The organism is Pseudogemmatithrix spongiicola (assembly GCF_030623445.1).
Classification (GTDB): Bacteria; Gemmatimonadota; Gemmatimonadetes; order Gemmatimonadales; family Gemmatimonadaceae; genus Pseudogemmatithrix; species Pseudogemmatithrix spongiicola.
Genome location: NZ_CP130613.1, coordinates 1,858,428 through 1,872,323 on the forward strand (window position 1 = coordinate 1,858,428; position 13,896 = coordinate 1,872,323).

The window sequence follows — 13,896 nt, forward strand, 5'->3', positions numbered from 1 at the left end:
CTCAGCGCGCGCCCTCAGGGGTTCCCGCGAGGGACAGCTGCGCCGCGCGCACCGTATTGGCAAGCAGCATCGCGATCGTCATCGGCCCTACGCCACCCGGCACCGGCGTGATCTTCGAGGCCCTCGCGGCGACTTCGTCGAACTTCACGTCGCCGACGATGCGATAGCCCCTCTTCTGCGAGGCATCGTCCACGCGATTGATGCCCACGTCGATCACCACCGCGCCCGGCTTCACCATGTCGGCGGTGACCATCTCCGGCTTGCCGATGGCCGCAATCAGGATGTCCGCGCGCCGCGTATGCTCGGCGAGGTTCTTCGTGCGCGAATGACAGATCGTCACCGTGCAGTCGGCGCCCTTCCCGCTCTGGATGAGCAGCGCGGCCATCGGCTTGCCGACGATCGTGCTGCGGCCGAGGATGACCGCTTCCTTGCCCGAGGTCTCGACGCCCGCCTCCTGCAGCATCACCTGCACGCCGGCCGGCGTGCAGGGCGCGAAGCCGTCGGCATCGCCGATCAGCACCTTGCCCGCGTTCACCGGATGGAAGCCATCCACGTCCTTCATCGGATCGATGCGGCGGATCACCTTCTGCGCGTCGATGTGCTTGGGCACCGGCATCTGCACGAGGATGCCGTGCACCGCCGGATCGGCGTTGAGCTTGTCGATGACCGCGAGCAACTCGGCTTCTGGCGTCGAGGCGGGCAAGCGAATCGTCTCGCCGTTCATGCCCGCTTCCTTGCAGGCCTTCTCCTTGGCGCCCACGTAGAACGCACTCGCCGGGTCATCGCCGACGAGCACGACGGTGAGCCCCGGCGTGACACCCTTCGCCTTCAGCGCCTCGGCGTCCTGCGCCACCTTGGCGCGGACCTTCGCGGCAATCGCGACGCCATCGATCCGTTCAGCGGGCAATGTTCGTGCTCCTCTTTTCGCGGATCGCCACGACCTTGATCTGGCCCGGATACTGCAACTCGGACTCGACGCGGCGTGCGATCTCCTCGGTGAGTGAATCCATGCGGGCGTCATCCACGTTGTCGGGATCCACGATGACGCGGACCTCGCGGCCCGCCTGGATCGCGAACACGCGGTCCACGCCCTTGTAGCTGCTGGCGATCTTTTCCAGCCCTTCGAGGCGCTTCACGTAGGTCTCGAAGGCCTCGCGGCGCGCGCCAGGGCGCGAACCCGAGATCGCGTCCGCGGCCTGCACCAGCACCGAGACTTCGCTCTCGTGCGGGACGTCGTCGTGGTGCGCGGCGATGCAGTTGATGACCATCGGGTTCTCCCCGTACTTGGTCGCCACTTCCACGCCGAGCTGCACGTGCGTGCCCTCGTGCTCGTGCGTGAGCACCTTGCCGATGTCGTGCAACAGCGCGCCGCGCTTGGCCATGGCGACGTCGAGTCCCAGCTCGGCGGCCATCATGCCGGCCAAGTACGCCACTTCCTTGCTGTGCGCGAGGATGTTCTGGCCGTAGCTCGTGCGCCACTTCATGCGGCCGATGAGCTTGATCAGCTCCGGATGCAGGCCGTGCACGCCCACTTCATAGGCCGCCTGCTCACCCGTCTCGACGATGCCGGCGTCCACTTCCTTCTTGGACTTCTCGACGACTTCCTCGATGCGTCCCGGATGGATGCGGCCGTCGGCCACCAGTTTCTCCAGCGCCAGCCGCGCGACTTCGCGGCGCACGGGGTCGAAGCAGCTCACGACCACCGTATCCGGCGTGTCGTCGATGATCACGTCCACGCCCGTGGCCAGTTCGAAGGCGCGGATGTTGCGCCCTTCGCGGCCGATGATGCGGCCCTTCATGTCGTCCTTGGGCAGCGCCACGGCGCTGGCCGTGATCTCCGCCGTGTGCTCGGCGGCGATGCGCTGCACCGCCAGCGCCACGATCTTCTTGGCCTCGCGGTCGGCGTTGCGCTTGGCGCTCTCGCGGATCTCGCGCAGCTTGTTGGCCGCGTCGGCCTGCGCCTCGTCCTCCAGGCGGCGGATGAGCTCCGACTTGGCAGCGTCGGCCGAGAGGCCGGCCAGTTGCTCCAGCCGGCGGCGCTCCTCGCCCACCATCTGGTCCAGCTCGGCCTGCTTCTCCTCGAGCTGCTTCTCGCGGCGGCCCAGTTCGGAGGCCCGGCGGGCGACTTCCTTCTCCTTGCCGTCCACCATCTCGAACTTGCGGTCCACCTGCTGCTCGCGCTCGGTGACGCGCTTCTCTTCCTTCTCGATCTCGCTGCGGCGCGTGCGGGCCTCGGACTCCCAGGCCTCACGGACCTTCATGACCTCTTCCTTGCCGGAGAGGACGGCTTGTTTGCGGGCGGCATCCGCCTCGCGCTCGGCGTCGGCCATGATCTTCTTGGCGACCTGGTCGGCGGCTTCGCCGGCAGCGCGTCGGGCGGCGTCTTCTGCGGCACGCCCCGTCTTCTTTCCCATCACCCACGCGATCGGCGTCCCGACGGCGAACAGCACGCCAAGGGCGATCGTCACGTACAACGGCACGGTCATCGGTTGTCTCGTATGCGCAAGGCGGTCCTCACTGCGACCGCGTCCGGAGGGAGGGCGCCGCAGGCTCGCGGGAGACAACTCGCATCTGGTGTTGGACCGGCCGGGCCGGCGCCGGCGTAGGGCGCGGGTCGGGACGGGCTAACTGCCGGACGGACTTGCACCTACGGGCTTCGCGCCCACTCGTATCGCAAGCTACGGACGCGCTGCGGAAATCGCAACGCGGCGCGGGGTCTGCCGATACTCTCTTGCGCCCATCCCTGTCAGTCCGTCCCTTACAATCCGTGCCCCTGCCCTCCGGTCCGCCATCCGAACTGCCCGGCCAGCCCCGGCCGTCCGAGGCCGAGACGCTGCGCGTCCTCGAGCTCGGCTTCGAGCTCGCGGTCACCCCTACCGCCGTGCTCGACGGCGAGGGTCGCTATCTGCGCGTCAACGAGGCCTTCGCCCAGCTTTTCGGCCATCCCAAGGCATGGTTTGTCGGACGCTCCTTTCTCGAGATCACGCACCCCCTCGATGTCGAGCGGGACCGGGGCTTCATCGACCGGCTCCGGGAGAAGCACGTGAACCGGGCCACCGTCGAGAAGCGCTATCGTCGCGCGGATGGCGCGCTCATCTATGCGCAGACCTCCGTCGCCGTGCTGGAGCGCGACGGCGACCGGCCGACCCTCCTGATGTCGGAAGTGCAGGACATCACCGCCCTGCACACGGCGCTCGAAGCCCTCCGGTCCAGCGAGGAGCGCCTCGCGTACGCGCTCGATGCGTCCAACGACGGGCTCTGGGACTGGGACGTCCCGACGGGACGGCTCTTCTTCAACGCCCGCTGGGCAGAGATCTTGGGCTACGACCCGGACGAGCTCGACCGCCACATCTCGACATGGGAAGGACTGATCCACGCCGAGGACCGCGAACGGGCCGACGCCGCGTTGGTCGAGCACATCGCCGGCCGCACGTCCGGCGTCGCCGTGGACCTGCGCATGCGGCATCGCGACGGACACTGGGTCTGGGTGCACGACCGTGCGAAGATCGTCGTCCGGGACGCGAATGGCAGTCCGCGGCGGATTGTCGGCACGCACTCGGATATCTCCGCGCGCCTCCAGGAGCGGGAGAAGCTGGCCGCCCAGAAGGCAGTGCTCGACACGGTGCTCTCCAACATCCCGATCGCCATCGACATCGTGGGCGCCGACGGCAAGGTCGAGTATGTGAACGCGCATTGCGAGCGCCTGCTCGGCTGGTCCTTCGAGGAGATGCTGCAGGTGGACCTGATGGCTGAGGTGTACCCTGACCCCGCGTACCGCGCGCAGGTCCTCGCGTCCTTCGACGACGGGTCGGCCGAGTGGCGCGACTGGCAACTCCGCACGCGCGACGGACGCACGCTCACCACCTCATGGGCGAACGTGCGCCTCGCGGACGGGCGCGTGATTGGGATGGGCACGGACGTCACGCAACAGCGCGCGGCGGAGGCCATGGAAGAGCATCTCGAGCGGCAGCTCCAGGAGTCGCAGAAACTCGAGAGCCTTGGCTTGCTCGCCGGTGGCATCGCGCACGACTTCAACAACCTGCTCGTTGGCGTGATGGGCAACGCCAGTCTCGCCGAGGAGACGCTGCCCCCCCACTCCGAGGCGCGCGAGCTCGTCACGGAAGTGCGCCGCGCCGCCAGCCGGGCGGCCGACCTCACGCGCCAACTGCTCGCCTACGCCGGGAAGGGTCGCTTCGTCGTCGAGCCGGTGAACGTGAGCGCGTTGGTGACCGAAATGGCGAGCTTGTTGCGTGCCGCGGTGAGTAAGCGGGCGACGTTGCAGCAGGACTTAGCGTCCGATCTTCCCGCCGTGGAAGCGGATGCGACGCAACTTCGCCAAGTCGTGATGAACCTCATCACCAACGCCTCCGACGCGCTGGGAGATGCCGACGGAAGCATCGCCCTGCGCACGAGCCTGCAGGAGCCGGACGCGGCCGTGCGGGCGAGCGTCGCCGGCGGCACGCCGCTGGCCGAGGGCCGGTATGTGTGCCTCGAGGTCGAGGACAGCGGCGCCGGCATGGCGCCCGAGACCTTGGCGCGCATCTTCGATCCCTTCTTCACGACCAAGCAGACCGGACACGGCCTCGGCTTGGCCGCGACGCTGGGCATCGTCCGCGCGCATCGGGGTGGGATCCGCGTCGAGAGCCGCGCGGGTCGCGGGACGCTGGTGCGGCTCTACCTCCCGGCGCTCGCATCCACCGTGCGCCACAGCCCAACGCCGCAGGTGGGAAGCGTCGCCGCCCTGCGCGGCTCGGGGGTCGTGCTGCTGGCGGACGACGAGGAGTCCGTGCGCACCGTGGCGCGCCGCAGCCTCGAGCGGAGCGGCTTCACCGTCGTCGCCTGCGCCGACGGCCTCGAGGCGCTCGACCACTTCCGCAAAGACCCAGGGCGCTGGCGCGTCGTCCTGCTGGACCTCACGATGCCCGGGCTCGGCGGCCAGGAAACCCTGCTCGCGATGCGCGAGATGCGCGCTGATCTGCCGGCGCTGCTCTGCTCCGGCTACGCGAGCGAGGAACTCAGTCCGCGCATCCTCGGCCTCGACGGCGTGGGGTTCCTGCAGAAGCCATTCTCGGTTGCCAGCCTCACGGCCGCAATTTTCGAGCTTTGCCCGCCCACCGTACCGCCTGAGCGCCCGTAGGCAGACCTCAGCCGACGATCGGCTGCTCCCCCGTCAGCGTCACCCGCTTGGCCGGCGGCAGCCAGCGCCGCAGCTCCCCCGAGAGCGACCGCATCCGCCCGGCCACCTCGGCCGACTTCTCGCGCTCCTTGAACAGCTCGTCGGTGATGCTCATCGCCGCCAGGATCGCCGCCTTGCCGGGGTCGGTGATGGCCGGGTTCTCCAGCACCTTCCGGATCGCCGCATCCACGTGCGCGGCGATCGCCCGCGTCACCTCCGGCGGCACGGCGCTGCGGATCGTGTATTCCTCGCCGACGATCTTCACCCGCGTCGAATGCGTGCTCACCCCTCGCCTCCCAGCACATGTTGCTGGCGCAGGAACCGCGCCCGGTCGAGCATCGCCTTCGTCTTGGTCGCCGCCTCCTCGAGCCGCGAGCGCAACTTGGCGTTCTCGGCCTCCAACTGCGCCACGCGTTCCTCTGCGGTCGCGTCACCCGCCGCACTCGCGCCCAGGTTCTTCAGCCGCGCTTCCGCCGCATGCGCGCGCTTGCGGAACGCCGAGAGTTCCTCGCCCAGGTTGCGGACGAGCGCTTCGAGCTCCGTGAACGCGAGCTGCGTGGGGGAATCAGGCACGCGGTCTGACACCGAGCGTCTCCAATGCCTTGAGGAGCTGGCTGCGACGGCCTTCGAGTTCCTTCTCCCGGAGCGTGCGCTCCGGATGCCGGAACGTCAAGCGCCAGGCCAGCGAGCGCGTGCCCTCGGGCACGCCCTTGCCGCGGAACTCATCGAACAGCACGACGCGCTCGAGCAAGTCGCCGCCCGTGCTGCGCAGGCTGCGCTCCACCTCACCCGCCGCGACGGCGTCCGGCACGAGCAGTGCGAGATCGAACTCCGCCGCCGGCTGCGTCGGCAGCGGCACGAAGCGCTGCGGCGCGCGCGTGCCCTGCACCAGGGCGGCGATCCCGCTCGCCGCAGCCGTCGTGCCGTGGGCGTGGGCACCCCGCGGCGCGACGGACGCACTCGAAAGCTCACCGAGCGACAGCTCGACGCCGAACGCGGGGCTGGCCCATACGGGCGCATCGAGCGCGACGCGGCGCACTTCGCCCACGAGCAGCGCACCGACCTTCAGGCGCCACAGCACGGCGTCTTCACCGGTCTCGAACGACACCGTCGCCCCCGGATACGCCACGCGCGCCAACTCCTCAGCCAACGCCTTTGCGTCCCAGGCATCGAAGGCCGGCGGCGCGGCTTCCGTGAAGTGCGACGGCCGGCGCTGGCCCATCACGAGGAGCGCGGCGTGCGTCGCCTCGCGGGGCAGTTCGCCCGCCCGCGCGCTGAACACGTTGCCCACCTCGAACAGCCGCACGTTGCCCTGCATGCGGTTGAGGTTGTACTCGGCCCGCCGCGCCAGCGTGTCGAGGATCGACGCCCGCAGGTACGGCTCGTCCTCGGCCAACGGATTCTGCACGCGCACGAGTGACGTCGAGTCGCCCTGCCCCGCGCCTGACGTGAACGGCAGCGGACGCACCTCGTGCAGCCCTGCGGCGACCATCGCATCGCGAATGCGCCGGTACGCCGTCCACAGCGGATGGTCCGGCACCGTGCCCGGCCGGTGGCCCGTGAGCTCGTCCGGCAGGCGATCGAAGCCGCGCAGGCGCGCGATCTCCTCAATCAAATCCACATCACGCGCGACATCGTGCCGCCAACTCGGCGGCGTGGCGCGCAGCGTGTCACCATCGACGACCACTTCGAAGCCGAGACTGCCGAGGATGCGCGCGCACTCCTCGCGCGGTACGGCATCACCCAACACGCGGGCTACCCGCGCCACGCTGAGCGTGACCGGCGTCCGCGGCGCGGGCGCGCGCCCCACGTCGATCAACGCCTCCACATGCCCGCCGCTCACCTGGGCGAGCAGCGCCGCGCCAAGCGCGAGCGCCTGCGGGACCATCGCGTCGTCCACGCCGCGTTCGAAGCGGTAGCTCGCGTCCGTCGAGAGTCCCGCCTTGCGCCGCGTGGCGCGCACGCGTGCCGCGTTGAAGGTCGCGACCTCGAGCACGATGTCCGTGGTACCCTCGGTGACCTCGCTGTCCTTGCCGCCCATCACGCCGGCCAGCGCCGTCGCGCGCGCGGTGTCGGCGATCACCAGCATCTCGGGATCGAGCTTGCGCGTCACGCCGTCGAGCGTGACCAGCGTCTCGCCCGCCTTGGCCCGGCGCACGACGATGCCGGCCCCGCCCAGTTTGGTCTTGTCGAACGCATGCATAGGCTGGCCGAAGCCGTGCAGCATGTAGTTCGTCGCGTCCACGACGTTGTTGATCGAACGCCCGCCCACCGCCTCGATGGCCTCGCGCAGCCAGTCGGGGCTAGGACACACGGTCACGCCCGTGATCACCGCCGCCATGTAGCGCGGGCAGTCCCCACTGTCTTCGACGCGCACGCTGATGCCGCCCGCGCTGGCCTCGCGCTCACCCTGCGCCAAGTTGTTCGCCGGCGTCGGCAGGTCGGCCAGCTCCGTCGGCGCCGCGAGCTTCGCGCCCGTGAGCGCCGAGAGCTCGCGTGCCACGCCGAGATGCGAGAGCAAGTCGGGACGGTTCGGCAGCACGTCGAGCTGGATGCGCACGTCGCCGAGCGGCAGCACGTCGAGGAACGGCGTGCCCGGCGGCGCGTCCGTGTCCAACGTGTAGATGCCATCGTGATCGCTGCCCAGCTTGAGCTCGTCCGCCGAGCACAGCATGCCGTTGGACGTGAAGCCGCGGATCTTGCGCTTCTCGATCTTCAGGCCCGTGGGAATCGTCGTGCCGCTGCGCGCGAACGGATACTTGTTGCCGACAACCACGTTGTTCGCGCCGCAGATGACCTCGAGCAGTTCGCCCGAGCCGTCATCCACCTTGTTGAAGCTGAGCTTCGTGTCGGGGACCTTCTCGCTCTGAATAACTTGAGCTACGACAATAGACGCCAGGTCCGCGCGCAGCGCCTCGAGCCCCTCCACCGTCGCGACATGCGCGGTGAGGAGATCGCGGACCTGCTCCGGCGTCTTGCCGTGCGGGACGAAGCGGGAGAGCCAGGCGTGGGAAAGGTTCATGTCAGGGCACTCACTTCCCGAACTGGTCGAGGAAGCGCACGTCGGAATCGTAGAGGATGCGGATGTCGGGGATGCCGTGCCGCGAGATGGCGGTGCGCGCCGGGCCCATGCCGAAGGCCCAGCCCGTGTACTTCTCGCTGTCGAGGCCGGAGTTCTCGAGCACGGCCGGGTGCACCATGCCCGAGCCGAGGATCTCCACCCAACCGCTGTGCTTGCAGACGCCGCAGCCGGAGCCGCCGCAGACGCCGCACTGCACGTCCATCTCGGCGCTCGGCTCCGTGAACGGGAAGAAGCTCGGCCGGAAGCGCGTCTTCGTCTGCGCGCCGAAGTAGCGCCGGGCGAAGTGCGAGAGCGTCGCCTTGAGATCGGCGAAGCTCACGCCCTCGTCCACGACCAGACCCTCGATCTGCGCGAACATCGGCGCGTGCGAGGGATCGAAGAAATCGCGCCGGTACACGTTGCCCGGTGCGAGGATGCGGATGGGCGGCGCATACTGCTGCAGCGTGCGCACCTGCACCGGCGAGGTGTGGGTGCGCAGCAACTGGTCCTGGGCCAGGTACAGCGTGTCGTGCATGTCCATCGCCGGATGGTCGGGCGGGAAGTTGAGCGAGCCGAAGTTGTACCAGCTCTGCTCGGCTTCCGGGCCCAAGGCGATGGTGAAGCCCAACTCGCGGAAGATCTCGACGACCTCGTCGATGACCAGCGACACGGGGTGCACGGTGCCCTGCCACCGCTCGCGGGCGGGCATCGAGAGGTCCAGCGACGGACCGGAGGACGCGGCCTGTGCGGCGAGCTGCGCGCGGCGCAGGTCCAGCGCTTCCTCGAGCGCGACCTTGAGCTTGTTGGCGCGCGCGCCGGCTTCGCGACGGTCGTCCTTGGGCAGCTCGCCGAGCGCGTTCATGAGCGCGGTGAGCGCACCGGCCTGGCGGCCGACGAGCGCGTTGCGCGCCGCGGTGAGCGCGTCCGCCGAGTCGGCGGCGGCGATCTGCGCGGGGGCCTGCGCTTCGAGGGCGCTCAGCTTGTCGAGGTATTCCGAGAGCGTCATTGGAGAAAACTTAACGGGGAGAGCCGAGCGACGAGACGGAAAAACGGGCGGGTGGCACCAGCGCCACCCGCCCGTTCCCGTCACCCGTGGGGGTGCCGATTACTTCGCGGCCAGCGCAGCCTTCGCCTTGTCGGCGAGCAGCGTAAACGCCGCCGCATCGTGCACGGCGAGGTCGGCCATGATCTTGCGGTCCACTTCGATGCCCGCGGCCTGCACGCCGCTGATGAACGTCGAGTAGGACATGCCGTTCAGGCGGGCGGCCGCGTTGATGCGGACGATCCACAGCTTGCGGAAATCGCGCTTCTTCGCCTTGCGGTCCCGGTAGGCATAGACCCACCCGCGCTCGACGGTTTCCTTCGCGGCCTTCCAGAGCTTGGAGCGGCCACCGAAGGCGCCCTTCGCGTGCTTCAGGATCTGCTTCTTGCGCTTCAGGCGCACCGGGTTGGACTTGACGCGTGGCATGGTCTCGTCTCCTTAGGCCTGCAGCAGGCGCTTGAGGTTCTTCGCCTCGCCGTTCGTCGCGACGGTCGTCGGACGACGGAGGTTGCGCTTCCGCTTCGAGGTCTTCTTGGTCAGGATGTGGCTCTTGTAGGCCTTGAGCCGGCGCACCTTGCCCTTCCCCGTGACGGAGAAGCGCTTCTTGGCGCCCTTGTGCGACTTCATCTTCGGCATATATCCGCCTTTCTCACTTCGGCGTGAGGATCATGGTGAGGGCCTTGCCTTCGAGCTTCGCCGCCGTCTCGATCTTCGCGACGTCGACGAGCGCCTGGGCGACCCGTTCAACGACCGCCATTCCCAACTCGGGATGCGCGATCTGCCTGCCACGGAACATCAGCGTCACCTTCACCTTGTTGCCGTCTTCGATGAACCGACGCGCCGCGTTGGTCTTCGTGTCGAAGTCGTGCTTCTCGATGCCGGGACGGTACTTCACTTCCTTCAGCTGGATCACGTGCTGCTTCTTCTTCGCCTGCCGCGCCTGCTTCGCCATCTCGAACTTGTACTTGCCGTAGTCCATGATGCGGACCACCGGCGGGCGGGCCATCGGGGCGACCTCGACCAAGTCGAGTCCGGCCTCGTCGGCCATCTTCAGCGCGACATCCACTTCCAGGACCCCCAACTGCGATCCATCGGCGCCGATCACGCGCACCGGCGAGATGCGGATCTGGCGGTTGATACGGGGGCCACGCGGCTTTGCTGCGGCTGCTTCCTGGATACGACGGCTCCTGACGAAGGGGAAAAACAGAACGCGGACCCCGCACTCGGAGTCCGCGTCAAATGCACAACGCCGCACGAGAGCCCTCGTGCGGGGTGGCTTGTCGGGACTCCTGCAGCACTTCTCCCGTGAATCGTGCACCGGGAAAGGCCAGAGGGTGGCACCGACGCCCGTCGGTGCGCTTGCTGGATTGTCCGGAAAGCTATGGGCGCGCGCGACTTAAGTCAATCGCGCAGCGTGATGACGGCTCCCCAGCCAGCTGGAAGACGGGAGACGGCGGTACGGGCGGAGGGGGGCCGACGGGATACGGGATACGGAAGAGGTGGGGGAGGAGGCACATGTTGGCCAACTTCTGCCCTCTTCCCCCCATCTCCCCCATTCCCGTCTCTCCATCCCCGCCCGTACCTCCGTCTCCCCTCTCCCACTTCACGGGAGAAGGGCGAAGCCCTTCTCCGTCTCACCAATCTTCCCGAACGCCACCACCGCATCGTGCTCAAAGATGACGAGAGACGAGAGACGAGAGACGTCCCGCCACAGCGCCCGCTTCGACTCCAGCGTCACCAACGGCTCCACATCGTATCCCATGATCCACGGCAACGGCACATGCGCCGCCGTCGGGCACACGTCTCCCAGGAACACCGCCGTCTCCCCCGCACTCTCCAGCACGATGCTCTGGTGCCAGGGCGTATGCCCCGGCGTATGCCGCATCCGGATGCCCGGGACCAGCTCCACGTCATGCTGCACGAGCTCCAACTGGCCTGACGCCGCGAGCGCGTCCCAGTTCCGCGGGAAGTAACTCGCCGCCGTCCGCTCGTTCGTGTGCGTCGCGTAGTGCATCTCGCCGGCGTGCACCAAGTAGCGCGCATTCGGGAAGCTCGGGACGATCGCGCCCGACGCATCCCGCGCCGTGTTGCCGCCCGCGTGGTCGAAGTGCAGGTGCGTGTTGATTACGACCTGCACGTCCTCGGGCGCGTACCCCGCAGCGGCCAACGCGGCCTCGAGCATCGTCCGATGCCCCGGCACCGTATTCTCGATGCCATAGATGCCGAGGAACTTCTGGTCTTCCTTGTTGCCGAGCCCCGTGTCGATGAGCACGGGACCGGCCGTCGGATGTTCGACCAAGAGACACCGCATACCCAGCGGGATGCGATTACGCGCGTCGGCCGGAATGCGCTTCTCCCAGAGCGGCTTGGGCACCACACCGAACATCGCGCCGCCGTCGAGCTGCTGGCCGCCGGCCTGCAACGCGTGAATGGTCCAGTCGCCCAGGCGGCGCTGTTCGTATAGGGGAGTCGGGGCGGTCATATCGGACAATCTACTATCGCCCCGCTGGCGATCGGCGGTGTACCTTGCCCCCGATGCCGCACGACACGGCCCTCATCGTCACGCTCGCCATCGGCTTCGGCGCCGCCTTCGTGCTTGGGCTCGCGGCCAAGCGCATCGGCCTCCCGCCGCTTGTGGGCTACCTCATCGCTGGCATCTTGGCGGGTCCGTATTCTCCCGGGCCGAAACCCGACCCCACGCTCGCGCCGCAACTCGCGGAGGTCGGGGTCATCCTGCTGATGTTCGGTGTGGGCATCCACTTCTCGGTGGATCAACTCATCGCCGTGCGCCGCAGCGCCGTGCCTGGCGCCCTGCTCCGCATGGGGCTCATCGGATTGCTCGGATTCCCGCTCGCGTGATGGTGGGGGTGGTCGCCACTCGCGGGCCTCGTGTTCGGGACCACGCTGTCGGTGGCCTCGACGGTCGTGCTGCTGCGCACGCTCGAAGAGCGCAACGCCGTCGACACCACCGAAGGACGCCTCGCCATCGGCTGGCTGATTGTCGAAGACATCGCGATGGTCCTCGTGCTGGTCTTGTTGCCGGCCGTCGCCGCGCCGATCGGCAATGCACCGCTGGGGTTGGACTTCGTCGACGGGAAACTCGGCGCCGCCCTGCTCATCACGCTCGGCAAGGTGGGACTGTTCATCGCGCTGATGGTCGTCGTCGGGCGGCGCGCCGTGCCGCGGCTCCTCGAGCATGTGGCGCGGCAAGGCTCGCGCGAGCTGTTCACCCTTGCCGTGCTCGCGGTCGCCATCGTCTTCGCCGTCGGTGCCGCGGCCGTCTTCGGCGTGTCCTTCGCGCTGGGCGCCTTCTTCGCCGGTGTGGTGATCAGCGAATCCGACCTCAGCCACCAAGCCGCGTCCGATGCCCTGCCGCTGCAGGATGCCTTTGCGGTGCTGTTCTTCTTCTCGGTGGGCATGCTGGTCGACCCCCAACATGTCTTCGACACGCCAGGGAAGCTCGCCGTCGTCCTCGGCGTCGTGCTCGGACTGCGCTACGTGATCGTCGCAGGATTCCTGCTCTGGCAGCGCCATCCCCTGCGCCGTGCGCTGTTGGTGGCGGCAGGACTCTCGCAGATCGGTGAGTTCTCGTTCATCCTGGCCGCGCTCGCCGTCTCGCTGAACGTGCTGCCGCGTGATGCCGAGCAGTTGATGCTCGCCGCCGCGATCATTTCGATCACCGTGAATCCGCTCATCGTCGGGGGCACGCGGCGCCTCGAGAACTTCATCCACCGCCGGCCGCGGCTGCGGGACGTGCTCGAGCGCATCGGCGACGCCGACCCGTTGCGCGCACTGCCCGTCGATCCGGAGGCGCCGCTGCGTGACCACGTGGTGCTGGTCGGCCACGGCCGCGTCGGGTCGGTCGTGGCCTACGCACTGAGCCAGGCCGAAATCCCGTACGTGGTGATCGAGCAGGACCGCGCGCTGGTCGAGCGCCTGCGCGAGGAGGGCGTGCACGCCATCTTCGGCGACGCGACGCGCGCGCTCGTGCGCGAGCAGGCACACTGCGCGACGGCGCGCTTGCTGATCGTCACCACGCCCGACCCATTCCAGGCACGGCACATCATCAAGAAGGCGCGAGAGCTCCGTGCCGACCTGCCAACGATCGTAAGAACGCACTCCGAGCAGGAACGCCGGTTCCTCAAGGCGCAGGACGTTGGACGCGTGGTCATGGGCGAGCAGGAAATGGCCTACGGCATCGCGCACTACGCGCTCATGCAGATGGGCCGCAGCGATGACGAAGCTGACGAGCGGATTGCCGAGCTGCGAGCTCTGGAGTGACGCTGGCATTCGTGCGCCGGTCGGGGGCGCGCGTCGCCCTACGGGACCTGACCTCTTCGCGCACGGTCCCTACGGGCGACTCGCGCCCCCGCCCTGACTAGCGTCGCGACGACGCGGGGAGCGACGATCGGCGCTGTGCTGCCAAACGCCACGAACGCTCGGTGCATCGCTCATGCGCACCGCTCGCGTCCGAGAGCGAGGACGAGCCTGAGGCCCGTGAGAACCCAAAGACCGAGCTAATGCGTGCAGGGCGGAGGCGGGGCCTGCCCGAAGGGACCGTGCGCGAAGCGGTCAGGTCCCGCAGGGCAGGCCCCGCCTCCGACCCAGCGCGACGAG

Annotated in this window: 12 protein-coding genes and 1 pseudogene; 3 read left to right on the forward strand and 10 right to left on the reverse strand. The window is 68.6% G+C overall.

Going from position 1 to position 13,896, the window contains the following annotated elements:
- Nucleotide 1 precedes the first annotated feature (1 nt).
- Together folD and rny are read right to left on the reverse strand one after the other, a co-directional pair.
- Nucleotides 2-907, reverse strand: a complete 906-nt coding sequence (gene folD, locus Strain318_RS08515) for a bifunctional methylenetetrahydrofolate dehydrogenase/methenyltetrahydrofolate cyclohydrolase FolD (protein ID WP_367885282.1) — start codon at nt 905-907, stop codon at nt 2-4.
- Nucleotides 897-2,486, reverse strand: a complete 1,590-nt coding sequence (gene rny, locus Strain318_RS08520; RefSeq protein ID WP_367885283.1) for a ribonuclease Y — start codon at nt 2,484-2,486, stop codon at nt 897-899. Before rny ends, folD begins: the two co-directional genes overlap by 11 nt.
- 281 nt (nt 2,487-2,767) lie before the next feature.
- On the opposite strand from rny, the gene Strain318_RS08525 reads away from it, so the two are divergent.
- A complete protein-coding gene (locus Strain318_RS08525; RefSeq protein WP_367885284.1) occupies nt 2,768-5,137 on the forward strand; it encodes a PAS domain-containing hybrid sensor histidine kinase/response regulator in 2,370 nt (789 codons plus the stop codon).
- 7 nt (nt 5,138-5,144) lie between these two features.
- Here the strand turns inward: Strain318_RS08525 and Strain318_RS08530 are convergent, their stop codons facing one another.
- The 8 genes from Strain318_RS08530 to Strain318_RS08565 form a co-directional block, all read right to left on the reverse strand.
- Nucleotides 5,145-5,462 (reverse strand): cell division protein ZapA, encoded by a 318-nt coding sequence (locus Strain318_RS08530; protein ID WP_367885285.1) that lies wholly within the window; start codon nt 5,460-5,462, stop codon nt 5,145-5,147.
- Nucleotides 5,459-5,749, reverse strand: a complete 291-nt coding sequence (locus Strain318_RS08535) for a hypothetical protein (protein WP_367885286.1) — start codon at nt 5,747-5,749, stop codon at nt 5,459-5,461. Before Strain318_RS08535 ends, Strain318_RS08530 begins: the two co-directional genes overlap by 4 nt.
- A complete protein-coding gene (gene pheT, locus Strain318_RS08540; protein WP_367885287.1) occupies nt 5,742-8,198 on the reverse strand; it encodes a phenylalanine--tRNA ligase subunit beta in 2,457 nt (818 codons plus the stop codon). Before pheT ends, Strain318_RS08535 begins: the two co-directional genes overlap by 8 nt.
- Before the next feature lie 10 nt (nt 8,199-8,208).
- Nucleotides 8,209-9,243, reverse strand: coding sequence for a phenylalanine--tRNA ligase subunit alpha (gene pheS, locus Strain318_RS08545; protein WP_367885288.1), 1,035 nt, complete (start codon nt 9,241-9,243; stop codon nt 8,209-8,211).
- A 99-nt stretch (nt 9,244-9,342) separates the two neighbouring features.
- Nucleotides 9,343-9,705: a 50S ribosomal protein L20 gene (gene rplT, locus Strain318_RS08550; RefSeq protein ID WP_367885289.1), complete on the reverse strand. Its 363-nt coding sequence runs from the start codon at nt 9,703-9,705 to the stop codon at nt 9,343-9,345.
- A 12-nt stretch (nt 9,706-9,717) separates the two neighbouring features.
- Nucleotides 9,718-9,915 carry a 50S ribosomal protein L35 gene (gene rpmI, locus Strain318_RS08555; protein ID WP_367885290.1) on the reverse strand — a complete coding sequence of 66 codons (198 nt, stop codon included), beginning with the start codon at nt 9,913-9,915 and terminating at the stop codon, nt 9,718-9,720.
- Nucleotides 9,916-9,928: 13 nt separating this feature from the next.
- Complete coding sequence (gene infC / locus Strain318_RS08560) at nt 9,929-10,486, reverse strand: translation initiation factor IF-3 (RefSeq protein ID WP_367887900.1); 558 nt, start codon at nt 10,484-10,486, stop codon at nt 9,929-9,931.
- Nucleotides 10,487-10,882: 396 nt separating this feature from the next.
- Nucleotides 10,883-11,761 (reverse strand): MBL fold metallo-hydrolase, encoded by an 879-nt coding sequence (locus tag Strain318_RS08565; RefSeq protein WP_367885291.1) that lies wholly within the window; start codon nt 11,759-11,761, stop codon nt 10,883-10,885.
- Nucleotides 11,762-11,814: 53 nt separating this feature from the next.
- Here Strain318_RS08565 and Strain318_RS08570 point away from each other — a divergent pair.
- Together Strain318_RS08570 and Strain318_RS08575 are read left to right on the forward strand one after the other, a co-directional pair.
- Nucleotides 11,815-12,966: pseudogene (locus tag Strain318_RS08570) on the forward strand (cation:proton antiporter); the annotation flags it as partial.
- Nucleotides 12,967-13,110: 144 nt separating this feature from the next.
- Nucleotides 13,111-13,560: an NAD-binding protein gene (locus tag Strain318_RS08575; protein WP_367887901.1), complete on the forward strand. Its 450-nt coding sequence runs from the start codon at nt 13,111-13,113 to the stop codon at nt 13,558-13,560.
- Nucleotides 13,561-13,896: the final 336 nt, after the last annotated feature.